The 13,676-nt window shown below is 70.1% G+C and carries 12 protein-coding genes; 9 read left to right on the top strand and 3 right to left on the bottom strand.

What is annotated here, in order from left to right:
* Nucleotides 1–25: 25 nt before the first annotated feature.
* Complete coding sequence (locus tag PE061_RS13220) at nt 26–1,210, bottom strand: acyl-CoA dehydrogenase family protein (protein ID WP_271255744.1); 1,185 nt, start codon at nt 1,208–1,210, stop codon at nt 26–28.
* Between the two features lie 163 nt (nt 1,211–1,373).
* A complete protein-coding gene (locus PE061_RS13215) occupies nt 1,374–1,937 on the bottom strand; it encodes a TetR/AcrR family transcriptional regulator (protein WP_271255743.1) in 564 nt (187 codons plus the stop codon).
* 122 nt (nt 1,938–2,059) lie between these two features.
* Between PE061_RS13215 and PE061_RS13210 the strand changes: the two genes are divergently transcribed.
* The 4 genes from PE061_RS13210 (at nt 2,060) to PE061_RS13195 (ending at nt 5,922) form a co-directional block, all read left to right on the top strand.
* Nucleotides 2,060–4,015, top strand: coding sequence for an FAD-dependent oxidoreductase (locus tag PE061_RS13210; protein ID WP_271255742.1), 1,956 nt, complete (start codon nt 2,060–2,062; stop codon nt 4,013–4,015).
* A 149-nt stretch (nt 4,016–4,164) separates the two neighbouring features.
* The gene (locus tag PE061_RS13205; RefSeq protein WP_271255741.1) at nt 4,165–5,394 is read left to right on the top strand and encodes a cytochrome P450; all 1,230 of its coding nucleotides are present in this window, start codon (nt 4,165–4,167) and stop codon (nt 5,392–5,394) included.
* 13 nt (nt 5,395–5,407) lie between these two features.
* Nucleotides 5,408–5,602, top strand: coding sequence for a ferredoxin (locus PE061_RS13200; protein ID WP_271255740.1), 195 nt, complete (start codon nt 5,408–5,410; stop codon nt 5,600–5,602).
* Entirely contained in the window at nt 5,602–5,922 is a 321-nt protein-coding gene (locus PE061_RS13195; RefSeq protein WP_271255739.1) for a 2Fe-2S iron-sulfur cluster-binding protein, read from the top strand. The genes PE061_RS13200 and PE061_RS13195 overlap by 1 nt, the downstream gene beginning before the upstream one ends.
* Before the next feature lie 12 nt (nt 5,923–5,934).
* Here PE061_RS13195 and PE061_RS13190 read toward each other — a convergent pair whose 3' ends face one another.
* A complete protein-coding gene (locus tag PE061_RS13190; RefSeq protein ID WP_271255738.1) occupies nt 5,935–8,061 on the bottom strand; it encodes an LpqB family beta-propeller domain-containing protein in 2,127 nt (708 codons plus the stop codon).
* Between the two features lie 53 nt (nt 8,062–8,114).
* Between PE061_RS13190 and PE061_RS13185 the strand changes: the two genes are divergently transcribed.
* Genes PE061_RS13185 through PE061_RS13165 form a run of 5 tightly spaced genes read left to right on the top strand, consistent with a single transcriptional unit; the run spans nt 8,115 to nt 13,675 of the window.
* Nucleotides 8,115–9,269, top strand: coding sequence for an alanine racemase (locus PE061_RS13185; protein ID WP_271255737.1), 1,155 nt, complete (start codon nt 8,115–8,117; stop codon nt 9,267–9,269).
* 1 nt (nt 9,270) lies between these two features.
* The gene (locus tag PE061_RS13180) at nt 9,271–9,681 is read left to right on the top strand and encodes a RidA family protein (protein WP_271255736.1); all 411 of its coding nucleotides are present in this window, start codon (nt 9,271–9,273) and stop codon (nt 9,679–9,681) included.
* A gap of 53 nt (nt 9,682–9,734) precedes the next feature.
* Complete coding sequence (locus PE061_RS13175; RefSeq protein WP_271255735.1) at nt 9,735–11,237, top strand: N-acyl-D-amino-acid deacylase family protein; 1,503 nt, start codon at nt 9,735–9,737, stop codon at nt 11,235–11,237.
* 24 nt (nt 11,238–11,261) lie between these two features.
* Entirely contained in the window at nt 11,262–12,269 is a 1,008-nt protein-coding gene (locus PE061_RS13170; protein WP_271255734.1) for a DUF1611 domain-containing protein, read from the top strand.
* Entirely contained in the window at nt 12,266–13,675 is a 1,410-nt protein-coding gene (locus PE061_RS13165) for an amino acid permease (RefSeq protein WP_271255733.1), read from the top strand. The genes PE061_RS13170 and PE061_RS13165 overlap by 4 nt, the downstream gene beginning before the upstream one ends.
* The last annotated feature ends 1 nt before the right edge of the window (nt 13,676 follow it).

The raw sequence follows: 13,676 nt of genomic DNA, 5'->3' as shown, positions 1-13,676 counted from the left end.
CCCCGATCCTTTCCGTCATCATCGCTCAGCCGGGGAGGCCCAGCGTCCGCTTGGCGGTGATGTTGTTCTGCACTTCATAGCTGCCGCCGTAGATCGAGAAGGCCTTGCTGTGCAGCCACGCCCGCGTCGCTTCCAAGGCATCCGGCGCGTAGGCGTCCCCGGACCAGCCGAGGCCGCCGTGGCCCAGAATCTCGACCAGCAGCTCGGCGCGGACCTGCGCGACGCCCGAGCCGAGATTCTTGAGCGCGGAAACACCGTCCTGAACGCTGTTGCCCGCCTTCGCCTCGGCGGCGATCCGCTGGACCGTGCGCGTGTAGGCATCCGAGCGCATCGCGTTCGCGATCAGGCGGACGCGAAGATCGGGATCGGCGATCCGCCCTTCCGCATCGACGCCGACATGCTCCTGCGCCAGCGGCAGCAGGCCGGGCGCCTCGCCGCGCCCTTCGGACAGGCTGTCGCGTTCGAACTGGAGCAGCCGCTTGGCGACCGACCAGCCTTCGTTGAGCGCGCCGACCAGATTCTCCTTCGGCACCTTCACGTCGTTCAGGAACACCTCGCAGAAGTGCGTCGCGCCGCTGATCAGCACGATCGGGCGCACCTCGACGCCGGGCGTCTTCATGTCGATGAGCAGGAAGCTGATACCGCGATGCTTGCTCGACGTGTCGGTGCGCACGAGGCAGAAGCACCAGTCCGCGTGATCGGCGCCGGACGTCCAGATCTTCTGGCCGTTCACGAGGAAGTGATCGCCCATGTCGACGCACCGGGTTTGCAGCGAGGCGAGATCGGAGCCCGCACCCGGCTCCGAAAAGCCCTGACACCAGCGCTCGCTGTGATCGGCGATGCCCGGCAGGTGACGTCGTTTCTGCTCCTCGGTGCCATATTCGAGAAGCGTCGGACCCAGCATCATCGTGCCGTTGCTGCGCATCGGATTGAAGGCGCCGATGCGGGCCATTTCCTGCGTGATGACGCGCGCCTCGGCCGCGGTCAGCCCGGCGCCGCCGTAAATCCTCGGCCATGTCGGAACGCCCCAGCCCTTTTCGGCGACGCGCCGGCGCCAGAGCTGAAACGCCTCATCCTCGGCGGCAACCCGGGCGTCGTTCAGGTAGACGAGCGCGTTGCAGTATGCGAGCGACTGCGGGAAATTGTCCCGCAGCCAGGAGCGCACTTCCTGCCGGAATGCCTCATCACCCTCGTATCCGGTCTCGACCATCCCCAACGCGTCCCGCTTTGATTATCGTCCGCAGCTTCATCTCCGGTTGCCCGAAACGGCGATCCGTTCGCAAGCACTTTTTGCACTGTAGTATATTTTTAGGGTTCGTCGCAAGCCGCGCGTTGCAGTCTGCCCGCGGGGCCTTGCGCCGCGCGCGGCAGGATCAGCCCGCGATCCGGGCGGCCGCACGCCGATAGGCCGCGCGCTGGCGCTCCGGAGACCAGTAGGCGGGATCGAACAGCGCCTGCATGGCGATGCCGAAGATCGCCTGCGCCAGATCCTCGGCGGCCTGCTCGGCCCGCGCCTCCGGCTCGCCTTCCGCGAGGAAGTGCTGGCGCAGACGCTCGCGCGTGCCGGCAAGGCCGCGCCGGTGCTCCTCCAGAAGCGCCTCGTCGAACAGCGCGGCCGTCCAGAAGCAGAGCCATACGGTCCAGATGCGCCGCTGCGTGTCCGCGACCGGCAGCACCTCCTCCAGCACGCGGGCGGGCGAGGCGTCCTGCCCCGCCAGCACCTGCTCGCGGTGCGCCACGGCCTCGGCCACGACATGCCGATAGGTCGCGCGCAGCACATCGGTCTTGTCGCGGAAGTAGTGGCTGATGACGGTGGTGCTGTACCCGAGGCGCGCCGCGATATTGCGGAACGTCACGGCGTTCAGACCGCCTTCGACGATGAGCTCGGCCGCCGCGGAAACCACCGCCGCACGCCGCTCGTCACTGTCCACCGCCACGGGCATTTCCGCCGTTCCGTTCCCAGAGGCTATTTACAACACTTGTATTACAACACATGTTGTAAATAGCAAGACGGCCCGACCCTAGGGCCGCGAAACAATCGCATCAAGGGTGGGAAGCCATGGAAACGACGGCACTTTCGCGCATATTCAAGCCGATTCGCATCGGCGGGATGCAGGTGCGCAACCGCATCATGGCGCCGCCCCATGCCGCGCTGCTCGGCAACCTGCTCGGCACCGAGGCGGAAGCCGACCGCTACATCGACTATTGGCGCAGCCTCGCCGAAGGCGGCACCGGCTGGCTGATCGCGCTGAACGGCTTCCTCGAAAACCAGCTTCCGCCCGGCTTCGATCCCACCGGCGTCGGCGCGCGCAGGCAGGGCGTGTTCCGCGACCCGCGCTTCGTGGACCGCATGGGGCGGCTCGCGGCGGAGGTCCATGCGGCGGGCGCGCGGGCGGGCACGCAGATCATCATGCAGGGCGGAATGCCGCACGGCCCCTCCGCCACGCTGAGCGGACCCGTCATCAACAGCGTGCCGCACGCGCTGACGCGGCGGGAGATCGGGACGTTCGTCAAGGAATACGCGTTCTCCGCCGTGCAGGCGGCGCGCGCCGGTCTCGATTCGATCGAGCTTCACGCCAACCACGACGACCTCATCGAATGGTTCCTCTCGCCGCTGACCAACGAACGCGGCGACGATTACGGCGGCGGCTTCGAAGGGCGCGTGCGCTTCCTCGGGGAAATCCTCGACGAAATCCGGCAGGCGGTCGGCGAGTCGCTCGTCGTCGGCGTCCGTCTCAACATGGAAGAGGCGGAGCCCGGCGGATACGGCAAGGCCGGGGGCCTCGAGATCGCGCAGTGGATCGAGGCTACGGCCAAGGTCGATTACCTGCATCTCGTGACGGGCACGGGCTGGGGCTTCCCGAGCTATATCCAGACGCACCATTTCGCGCCCGGCGCGTGGGCCGACATGGCCGGGGAGTTCCGCCGCGCGCTCGGCCTGCCGATCGTCTACGCGGGGCGGGTGAACAGCCCGGAAGCGGCGGAAGCGATCCTCGCGGCGGGATACGCGGACATGGTGGGCGTCGGGCGCGCGCACCTTGCCGATCCCGCCTTCGTGAACAAGGCGGCGTCGGGCAAGACATGGTCGATCGCGCCCTGCCTCGCCTGCAACGACTGCATCAGCCGCCCGCTCGCCGAGGGGCTGCCGTTCGCCTGCACGGTGAACCCGGCGCTGGCGGCGAACGACCGCGCGCCCTTGCCGCGCGCCGACGCGCCCCGCCGCGTGCTCGTGGTGGGCGGCGGACCCGCAGGCATGGAACTCGCCGTCACGGCCGCCGGGCGCGGGCATCGGGTGACGCTCCACGAGGCCGGCGGCGCGCTCGGCGGCAAGATCCTGCTCGCCGCCAAGATGCCGACCCAGCAGGGCTTCCTCGACTACGTCCGCTACCAGGAGCGCCGCCTCGCGGACGCGGGCGTCACGGTCTGCCTGAACACGCGGGCGACGCCCGGGACGATCCGCGCGTTCGCGCCCGATGTCGCGGCGCTCGCGGTCGGCGCGCGGCCTCGCCGCCCGCGCATCGAGGGGGCGGACGGCGCGAACGTCCACGATATGGAGGCGGTCGCGCGGGACGACGCCGCGCTCGGCAAGACCGTCGCGGTCGTCGTGCAGGACGATCACGTCGCGCCGCTGGCGATGGCCGATTCGCTCGCCCGCCGCGGCCATGCGGTGACGATGTTCGTTCAGACGAACAGCCCCGCCCCCATCGTCAGCCGCTACGCGCTCGGCACGTGGCTCGGCCGCCTCTCGGAGGCCGGGGTCGCCATCGTCTGCATGGAGGCGGTGACGCAGATCGCCCTGCCGGACATCCGCACGCGCCACGTCTATTCGCAGCGCGCGCGCGTGCACGGCGGCTTCGACAGCGTCGTGCTCGCGTGCGGCGGCGTGCCGGACACGGCGCTTCAGGACGCGCTCGAAGGCGAATCGTTCGAGGTTCATGTCCTCGGCGACGCCTACGCACCGCGCCGCATCGTCTTCGCCACGCAGCAGGGCTACCAGCTCGGCAAGCGCCTGTAGGACCACCGGGCGGTTTTCAGGATTGCGCCGACCTGTGTATAAATCTGCACCGAAGGGCATAAAACATCTGTTGTACAACAATCGTTTTATGATATGTCCGGCTGCCGCAAGACGCAGTCAGCCATCGGCACGGAGGGGAGTTCAGCATCATGGCAACCAGGGCAGCAGGCGCAGTCGTTCCCGATCACGTGCCGCCGTCGCTCGTTCGGGACTTCAGCTATTTCCGGGGGCCGGAGATGGAGCCGACGCCCTGCGGCCACCCGCAGGCGGCGCTCAGCTTCGTGCACCGCGAAGGCCCGGCGATCTTCTATGCGCCGAACAACACCTACGACGGCCGCGGCACGTGGGTGTTCACCAAGGCGGAGGACCAGCGCGCCGTCCTCAACAACACCGAGGTGTTCTCCAGCAACCGCGGCATCTTCAAGGCGGCGCTGGGCGAGGACCTGCCAATGGTCCCGCTCGAGGTCGATCCGCCCGACCACATGAAGTTCCGCGCGCTGCTCAACCCCCTGCTCTCCCCCAGGCGCGTCGATGCGATGGAGGCGGGCGCGCGCGAGCGGGCGGTGCGCCTCATCGAGGGCTTCAAGGCCAAGGGCACGTGCGAGGTGATGAACGATTTCGCCTTTCCGTTCGCAGTCGGCGTCTTCCTCCAGTTCCTCGGCGTTTCCGACGACCGGCGCGACGAGTTCCTCGGCTGGGCCAACGAACAGTTCCACGGCACGCTTGAGCAGCGGCTGAATGCGATGCGCACCGTCGTCGATTTCATGAAGTCGCTGATCGCGCTTCGCAGGCGCGAACCCGCCGACGATTTCGTGAGCTTCCTGCTCGCCGCCGAGGTGGAGGGGCGCCCGCTGACGGACAAGGAGATCCTCGGCGTCGCGGTGCTGCTGTTCGAGGCGGGCCTCGACACCGTCGCGGCGGCGGTCGGCTTCGACCTCTATCACCTCGCGACGCACCCCGAGGACCAGCAACGCCTGCGCGGCGACAAGGACCTGATCAAGCCCGCGGTGGAGGAGCTTTTCCGCGCCTACTCGACGATCCAGATGCTGCGGACGGCCGTTTGCGATTTCGAGTACAAGGGCATTCCGATCAGGGCGGGCGACCTCATCTCCTGCCCCACCATGATCGCCAATCGCGATCCGGCCGAATTCCCGGACCCGGACAGGATCGACCTCGCGCGCGACAACAACCGCCACACCGCGTTCGCCTACGGGCCGCACCGCTGCCTCGGCTCGCACCTCGCGCGGCGCGAGCTGATCGTCGGGCTCGAGGAGTTCCTGGCGCGCATCCCTACCTTCCGGCTGAAGGCAGGGTCTTCGCCGATCACCTACGGCGGCTACGTGTTCGGGATCGAGAACCTCGATCTCGCGTGGGACTGAGGAGGGACGCACCATGAAGATCAAGGTCCATCACGGGATGTGCCAGGGCCACGCGCGCTGCTATTCGCTCGCGCCCGACATCTTCCAGCTCGACGATTCCGGCTACATCCTGCCGGGCGACATCGCCGTTCCGGCGGGACAGGAGACGCTGGCGCAGCGTGGCGCGCGCTCGTGCCCGGAACGCGCCCTCGAAGTCGCGGAGGACTGATGCCCTCGGTCCGTTTCGTCAGTCATCGGGGCGACGAGTCCGTCGTCGACATCCCGGAAGGCTGGAGCCTGATGGAAGGCGCCGTCAAGAACGGCATTTCGGGCATCCTCGCCGATTGCGGCGGCGCCTGCACCTGCGCGACCTGCCACGTCTACGTCGGCGACGAATGGCGCGCCGCCCTGCCCGAGCGCGACGAGACGGAAACCGACATGCTGGAATTCGCGATCGACGTCCGGGAGAGCAGCCGCCTGTCGTGCCAGATCAGGATGACCGGGGCTCTCGAGGGCCTCGTCGTGAACCTTCCGGCAAGCCAGGTCTGACCCCCGAACGCCTCACGGCGTCAGCCCGTGCTTGCGGAAGAACGCCTCCACGGCGCCGATGTAGCGGCGCTGGTTGCGGAGGAGGCGCAGCGCGTGCGCCTCGCCGGGGAAGATCACGGCGTCGACCGCCTTTCCGCGGCGACCCAGCTGCTGGTAGAGCTCGATCGTCTGCTGCATCGCCGCCGAGCGGTCCGCATCGCCGTGCAACAGCAGCAGGGGTTCATCACCCCAGTTGTCGAGCTGCGCGACGGCGGACGACGCGTAGGCCGTGCGTTCGATCTCCAGCCGCTCGGGAATCCGTAAAGGCAGCGGCCCGCCGCTGTCGCTTTCCATCTCGTAGACCCAGTCGCCGACGCCCGCGGAATCGACGCCCGCCGCGAAGACGTCGGAACGCGCCAGCGCCGCCGCGACGATGTGCCCGCCGTAACTGTGGCCGTAGGCGATCATGCGCGCGGGATCGACGAACGGCAGCGCGGCCGCGTGGCGCGCGGCGGCGATGAAATCGTCGACGTCGGCGTTGCCCTTGGCGCCGTAGCTCGCCGGTTCCCGGAATTCGAGGCCGTAGCCGGTGCCGGAACGGTAGTTGACCTGCATGACGTGATAGCCGCGCGAAAGGAAATAGCGCAGCACCGGCGGAGAACCGAAGAAGCTCTGCCACACCGGATAGGCCTTGTCGCGCGAGCCGCCGTGCGCGTGGACGATGATCGGCGCGCGGCCGTTCGCCGGCGCCTGCCGCGACCGGTAGAGGATGGCATGAACGGCGCCGCCGTCCGGCGCGGCGAGCGTAAGCGTCTCCGCCTCACCGGGCAGCATGGCGAAACGCGCCTGCGCGGGCGCGGGCGTCGAGAGCGTTTCGGCCTTGCCGCCCCGACTGTCGTCCAGACTGCCGGTCCGGAGCCGTTCGGGGATGCGCACGCCCGCCTCGCGCCAGACGATGCGCGTGTCGTCCACGAACCGCGCGCCGTACCGGATCGCGGCCCGGTCTCCGCCGGAAAGGCGCCGCGGCGCCGCCTTGCCGTCGATGAGATAGAGATCGAGGCGGGCGCCGTCCCCGGCCGCGGGCGACCAGTAGAGGATGCGCCGCCGGTCGGGCGACTGCACGGCGCCGTCCACCTCGATGTCCGGCGGCGTCAGGATCACGGGCTCGCCGCCGGGCACCAGCGCGTAGAGCGCCCGGAAGCCGGTTTTCTCGTAAGGGAAGACCAGACGGCCGTTCGCGGACCAGAACAGGTTGCCGCGCGCGCCGATGTCGTAGTCCTCGCCCGCCGCGAAGCCGGAAAAGTGGCTGCCGCGCGCGTGCGGCGCGCGCCATTCGGACCGCACCTCGCCGGTCGCCGCATCCGCCACGAGAACCGAGAACGGGGCGTGATCGCCGAGATCGGAGAAGCGCCACGTGCGCGGCTGATAACCGAGGCGGATGAAGGCGACCCGCGCGCCGTCCGCCGACCACACCGGGTTGTGGTCGGCGCCGATGCCGGGGCTGAGGAACCGTGTTTCCCGGCTTTCCACATCGACGACGCCGACCATGCTGTAGACGCCGCGGTCGGCGTCCGAGCGATCGACGACATAGGCGATGCGCGACCCGTCCGGCGACCACACCGGCGCCGCGAGACGGCTGCGCGCGGTGAGCAGCCGCCGGACGCCGCCGCCGCGGTCCGCGACCAACAGGTCCTTGCCCCGCACGAAGGCGATGCGCCTGCCGTCGGGGCTGACGGCGGGATCGCCGACGCTGCCGCCGAACAGCGCGGCCGCATCGCGCGCCGCGCCGCCCGCGAGCGGAACCGCCAGCAGGCGGGCGGTCGTCGGATCGGGGAGGTTCGCGGGGTTCTGCGCGTCGCCCGATGCGAAGAGCAGGCGGTCGGGCCCGGTGAGGAACGCGATCAGCCGAATCGGCTGGCCGTCGTCGGCACTGTTGCTCGTGAGCCGGACGGTCGGGCCCGCGTCCCCGCGCAGCAGGATGTTGTACGCGCCGCCCGTGCGTTCGACCCACGCCACGGGCTTCCCCGACTCCACGAGCACGTCGGTGACATCGGGCACCTCCAGCAGCTCGGCCGCCGTGAGCGGCGTGGATTCGGCCCGTGCTCCGGCATGTACAGGGACCGCCGCGAGGAACATAAAGGCCAGGGCAAGGCGTATCATCACGGCGTTCCTTTGCGATTGCAGCGTGACAACAGACTATCTATGATAGAAAAATGACATTCAAGGCCGATATGACGTCCGCTTCCGAAACATTGCTTCAGGCGCCCACGCCCGCGCTGGTGCTCGACGAGGCCCGCCTCGCCGCGAACATCCGCCGGATGGAGGCGCATCTCGCGCCGTTCGGCGTCGCTTTCCGCCCGCACGTCAAGACCGCCAAGTCGCCGGATGTCCTCCGCGCGGTCCTGCACGGCACGGGGCCGATCACCGTGTCGACGCTGCTGGAAGCGCGCATGTTCGCGGAGGCGGGTTTCGACGACATCCTCTACGCGGTCGGCATCGTTCCCGCGAAGCTGGACGCCGTCCGCGCGCTGGCGGATGCGGGCGTCCGTATGCAGATCATCCTCGACGACGCGGGCGTCGCGCGCGAGGTCGCCGACGCGCTTGCCGGGCAGAGCGGCATCGCGGTGCTGATCGAGGTGGACTGCGACGGCCACCGCTCCGGCGTCGCGCCGGACGCGGACGACCTGCTCGTCATCGGGCGCACGCTCGCGGACGCGGGCCTCTTCGGCGGCGTGCTGACCCACGCGGGCGACAGCTACGGCTGCGAGGGCGCGGACGCGATCGCCGCCCATGCCGAACTCGAACGCTCCGGGCTGGTGCGCGCGGCAGGGAGGCTGCGGGCGGCGGGGCTGCCGTGCCCCGTGATCAGCATGGGATCGACGCCGACGGCGCTGTTCGCGCGGGCGCTGGACGGGATCACCGAGGTGCGCGCGGGCGTCTATATCTTCCAGGACCTCGTGATGGCCGGGATCGGCGTCTGCCGCCCGGACGAGATCGCGCTTTCGGTGCTGGCGACCGTCATCGGCCACCAGAAGGCGCAGGGCCGCCTCGTCATCGACGCCGGGTGGATGGCGATGTCGCGCGATCGCGGCACGGTGGGGCAGCGCGTCGATCAGGGCTACGGGCTCGTCTGCGACGTGGACGGCACGATCATCGGCGATCTCGTCGTCACCGGCGCCAACCAGGAGCACGGACTCGTCGGGCACCGGGACGGCACGCCGCTCGACCTCGCCGCCTATCCGATCGGCACCCGGCTGCGCGTGCTTCCCAACCACGCCTGCGCGACGGCAGCGCAGCACCCCGCCTATCTGCTCACCGACCGCAGCGGCAGGATCGCCGCGCGCTGGCCCCGCTTCTCGGGCTGGTGAGATGACCCCGCGCACGATCATCGCGCCCGGCGCGACGCCGCCGCACGGCCATTATTCGCACGCGGTCGTGCATCAGGGCACGGTCTACGTGTCGGGCATCCTCGGCAACGGCGCCGGCCGCCCCGGCGAAGCGCCGCCGCCCGTCGCCGCGCAGGCGCGCTATTGCCTCGAGCAGATCGCCATCATCCTCGCCGCCGCCGGGTCGTCGCTCCAGCATGTCGCGAAGCTCGGCGTGCATGTCGCCGACCTCGCGGACTGGCCGCAGGTGGACGCGATCTGCGCGGAGATGTTCGGCGATCATCGGCCCGCGCGCATCGTGGCGCCGTGCGGCGGCGGACTGCGGCTCGGCTCCTGCATCGAGATGGACGCGATCGCGGCTTGCACAATCCCGACGGCTATGTCAGAAAGATAACAATAGCCGGATTCAGGCGATGAACCGAACATCGCTTGCAGGGGAGAGCATTCATGATTCGATCGGTGCTGCGCGCGGCGCTCGTGTCGGCGGTCGCGCTCTGGGGGGCGCCGTCCGCCGCGGAGAGCTTCGTCATCGTCGGCGCGGCCGTCGTCGACGGGACCGGCGCTGCGGCGCGCACGGCCGACGTCCGCGTGGAGGACGGCCGCATCGCCGCGGTCGGCCCCGGCGCGCGCGGCAAGGCGACCCGCATCGTCGACGGCAGCGGCCTCGTCCTCGCGCCCGGCTTCATCGACACGCACAGCCACCACGACGGCGGCCTCGACGCGCATCCGGACGCGCTCGCGGCGGCGGCGCAGGGCATCACCACCATCGTCGCCGGGCAGGACGGCGGCGGCCCCCTGCCGGTCGCCGAGCTGTTCGCGAAGCGCGAGGCGCATCCGGCGGCCGTGAACGTCGCGACGTACATCGGCCACAACAGCGTGCGCGGCGCCGTGATGGGCGCGGACTACAAGCGCGCGGCGACGCCCGCCGAGGTGGAGCGGATGGCGGCGGTCGTCGAGGAGAACATGCGCGCGGGCGCGCTCGGCCTGTCGACTGGGCTGGAGTACGATCCCGGCATCTATTCCGAGCCGTCCGAGATCGTGGCGCTCGCCCGCGCGGCGGCGCGCCACGGCGGGCGCTACATCAGCCACATGAGGAGCGAGGACACCGGCCTCGACGCCGCGATCGACGAAATCCTGGAGATCGGCCGCACCGTGCGCCTTCCGGTACAGATCTCGCACTTCAAGATCGCCATCGTCGACCGCTGGGGCGGCACGGCGCCGATCCTCGCCAAGCTCGACGCGGCGCGGCGCGAGGGCATCGACGTGACGGCGGACGTCTATCCCTACACCTACTGGCAGTCGAACCTTCAGGTGCTGATGCCCGGCCGCGATTTCACCGATCTCGCCGCCGCCGAGTATGCGCTCGCGCACATGGCGCGGCCGGAAGACCTGCGCCTCACCGAATATCCCGCGAACCCGGCCTATGTCGGCAAGACCGTCGCGGAGGTCGCGGCGCTGCGTGGCGTGCCCCCGGCGCGCGCCTATCTCGACCTCATCGTCGAGAGCGAGGCGAAGGGCCTCTCCAACACCGTGATCGGCCGTTCGATGGCCGAGGACGATGTTGCCGCGCTCATCGCGTGGCCGCACAGCAACATCAGCTCGGACGGCGGCATCGAGGACGCGCACCCGCGCGGCGCGGGCGCCTTCCCGCGCGTGCTCGCGTGGATGGTGCGCGAGACCGGGCGGCTGACGCTCGAGGAGGCCGTGCACAAGATGAGCGGGCTTGCCGCCGATCACATGGGCATCCGCGACCGCGGCCGCATCGCCGCGGGGCAGGCCGCCGACCTCGTGCTGTTCGATCCCGCGACCGTCGCCGACCGCGCGACGATCGAAAACCCCGCGGCCTTGCCCGTGGGAATCCGCACGGTCTGGGTGAACGGCGTCGCCGTCGTCGAGGCGGGCAAGCCGACCGGCGCCACGCCCGGCCGGGTGATCCGCCGGGCCAACTGAACCTCCAACCGGAAACCGAAACACATGCAACCGCCATTTCTGCTCTTTCTGGGCACCGCCCCCGACATCGGCTGGGCCAAGACCGCGTCGGGCCTCGCCGAATGGCGCGCGGAGGACTGCGCCGGCCAGTATCGCATGGAAGGCTGCGCGGTCGATCTCGGCCTGCCGGACATGGATTTCGCGGAGGCCGCGGCGAAGGGCGTGCGGACGCTGGTGATCGGCATCGCCAACGACGGCGGCTTCATCGCGCCCGAATGGGTACCGCACATCACGGCGGCGCTCGGCGCGGGGCTGGACGTCGCGGCCGGGCTGCACCAGCGGCTCGCCGATCATCCCGGGATTTCCGAAGCCGCCCGCGCGCACGGGCGCACGCTTCACGACCTCCGCCGCCCGCAGCAGACGTTCAGGACCGGCACGGGCAAGAAGCGCAGCGGCCGCCGCCTGCTGATGGTCGGCACCGACTGCGCGGTGGGCAAGAAATACTCGGCGCTCGCCATCGACCGCGAGCTTCGGCGGCGCGGCGTGCCCTCGACCTTCTGCCCCACGGGGCAGACCGGCATCATGATCACCGGGCGCGGCATCGCCATCGATTCGGTCGTCGCCGACTTCATCGCGGGCGCGGCGGAGTGGCTGTCGCCCGCAGCGGCGCCGGATCACTGGCACGTGATCGAGGGACAGGGCGCGCTGCTGCACCCGGCCTATGCGGGCGTGACGCTCGGCCTCGTCCACGGCAGCCAGCCCGACGCGCTCGTCATCTGCCACGAGGCGGGACGGCGCGAGCTGCAAGGCTATGAGGGCGACTACCCCTGCCCTTCGCTCACCGACGCGCTCGCCGTGCACGTCGCCGCGGCGCGGCTCACCAACCCCGAGGCGCGTGGCATCGGCGTCAGCCTCAACACCTCGCTCCTCGGCGAGGAAGAGGCGCGCGCCGCGATCCGCGCCGCCGAGGCGGAACTCGGCCTTCCGGCGTGCGATCCGATCCGCTTCGGGCCGTCGCCGATCGTCGACCACCTGCTGGACGTGTTCGCGTGACGCAGGCGCCGGACGCGGACCCGACGCTCCGCCCGCACCTCACGCTTACGCACCTCGTCATGGCGGGCGTCGGCGCGACGATCGGCTCGGGCATCTTCGTCATCACCGGCACGGCCGCCGCGCAGTTCGCGGGGCCGGCGATCACGGTGTCGTTCATCATCGCCGCGGTCGTCTGCCTGTGCACGGCGCTCTGCTACGGCGAGCTTGCCGGGCTGCTGCCGAAGTCGGGCGGCGCCTACAGCTATGCGCTCGCAAGCTCGGGGCCGACGGTCGGCTGGATCGTCGGCTGGTGCCTCGTGCTCGAATATCTCGTCGCCTGCTCGACCGTCGCGGTCGGCTGGTCGAGCTATTTCACCGACCTGATGGCAAGCATCGGCATCCGGATTCCCGCGCACCTCGCGGACGCACCGCTCAGCTTCACGCCAACGGGCGAGATGCTGACGACGGGCGCGCTGTTCAACGTGCCCGCCGCGCTCGTCGTCGGGCTCGTCACCGTGCTCCTCGTGCTCGGCATCAAGGAGACCAACCGCGCCAACATCGCCATGGTGGTGATCAAGGTCGGCATCATCCTGCTCGTCGTCGCCTGCGGCGTCTTCTACGTGCAGGCCGATCACCTGACGCCGTACATTCCCGAAAACCAGGGCAGCTACGGCGAGTTCGGGTGGAGCGGCGTGTTCCGCGGCTCCGCCGTCATCTTCTACGCGTTCATCGGCTTCGACGGCGTCTCCACCTCGGCGCAGGAAAGCCGCAATCCGCAGCGCGACATCGGCCTCGGCATCGTGGGCGCGCTCGCGGTCTGCACCGTGCTCTACATCGCGATGGCGACGGTGATGACCGGCATGGCCGACTACCGCACGCTCAACGTCGCCAACCCGGTGACGGTCGCGCTCGGCGGCACCGGCGGCGCGCTCGACTGGCTCATTCCGCTCGTCAACGTCGGCGTCGTCGTCGGGCTCGCCTCGGCGATCCTGATGGGCCTCTACGGGCAGACGCGCATCCTCTACGTGATGGCGCAGGACCGCATGGTGCCGCCGCGCTTCGCAAGGATCCACCCGCGCTTCCGCACGCCGGTGTGGGGCACGATCATCGTCGGCGCCGCCTGCGCGCTCGCGGCGGGGCTGTTCCCGATCGACGTGCTCGGCGAGCTCGTCTCGATCGGCTCGCTGCTCGCCTTCGCCATCGTCTGCTGGAGCGTGCTCGTGCTGCGCCGCCGGATGCCGGACGCGCACCGCGCCTTCCGCGTGCCGTGGTCGCCGTTCGTGCCCGTACTCGGCATGGCGAGCAGCACCTACCTGATGCTCAGCCTTCCCGGCGACACGTGGCTGCGCCTCGGCATCTGGATGGCCGCGGGCATGGCGATCTACCTGTTCGACGCGCGTCCGCGCAGGGCCCGCGCCGCCGCCTGAG

The sequence above is a fragment of the Sphingosinicella microcystinivorans genome, from assembly GCF_027941835.1.
GTDB lineage: Bacteria > Pseudomonadota > Alphaproteobacteria > Sphingomonadales > Sphingomonadaceae > Sphingosinicella.
The sequence above is the reverse complement of the archived record's forward strand: the minus strand, read 5'-3'. Positions and strand labels throughout refer to the sequence as shown.

What these genes read in the sequence shown, in the direction of transcription:
- PE061_RS13210 (WP_271255742.1), top strand. Translation starts at nt 2,060, where the DNA reads ATGGAAACGACGGCACTTTCGCGCATATTCAAGCCGATTCGCATCGGC.
- PE061_RS13175 (WP_271255735.1), top strand. Translation starts at nt 9,735, where the DNA reads ATGATTCGATCGGTGCTGCGCGCGGCGCTCGTGTCGGCGGTCGCGCTC.
- PE061_RS13220 (WP_271255744.1), bottom strand. Translation starts at nt 1,210, where the DNA reads ATGGTCGAGACCGGATACGAGGGTGATGAGGCATTCCGGCAGGAAGTG.
- PE061_RS13200 (WP_271255740.1), top strand. Translation starts at nt 5,408, where the DNA reads ATGAAGATCAAGGTCCATCACGGGATGTGCCAGGGCCACGCGCGCTGC.
- PE061_RS13195 (WP_271255739.1), top strand. Translation starts at nt 5,602, where the DNA reads ATGCCCTCGGTCCGTTTCGTCAGTCATCGGGGCGACGAGTCCGTCGTC.
- PE061_RS13205 (WP_271255741.1), top strand. Translation starts at nt 4,165, where the DNA reads ATGGCAACCAGGGCAGCAGGCGCAGTCGTTCCCGATCACGTGCCGCCG.
- PE061_RS13170 (WP_271255734.1), top strand. Translation starts at nt 11,262, where the DNA reads ATGCAACCGCCATTTCTGCTCTTTCTGGGCACCGCCCCCGACATCGGC.
- PE061_RS13180 (WP_271255736.1), top strand. Translation starts at nt 9,271, where the DNA reads ATGACCCCGCGCACGATCATCGCGCCCGGCGCGACGCCGCCGCACGGC.
- PE061_RS13190 (WP_271255738.1), bottom strand. Translation starts at nt 8,061, where the DNA reads ATGATACGCCTTGCCCTGGCCTTTATGTTCCTCGCGGCGGTCCCTGTA.
- PE061_RS13185 (WP_271255737.1), top strand. Translation starts at nt 8,115, where the DNA reads ATGACATTCAAGGCCGATATGACGTCCGCTTCCGAAACATTGCTTCAG.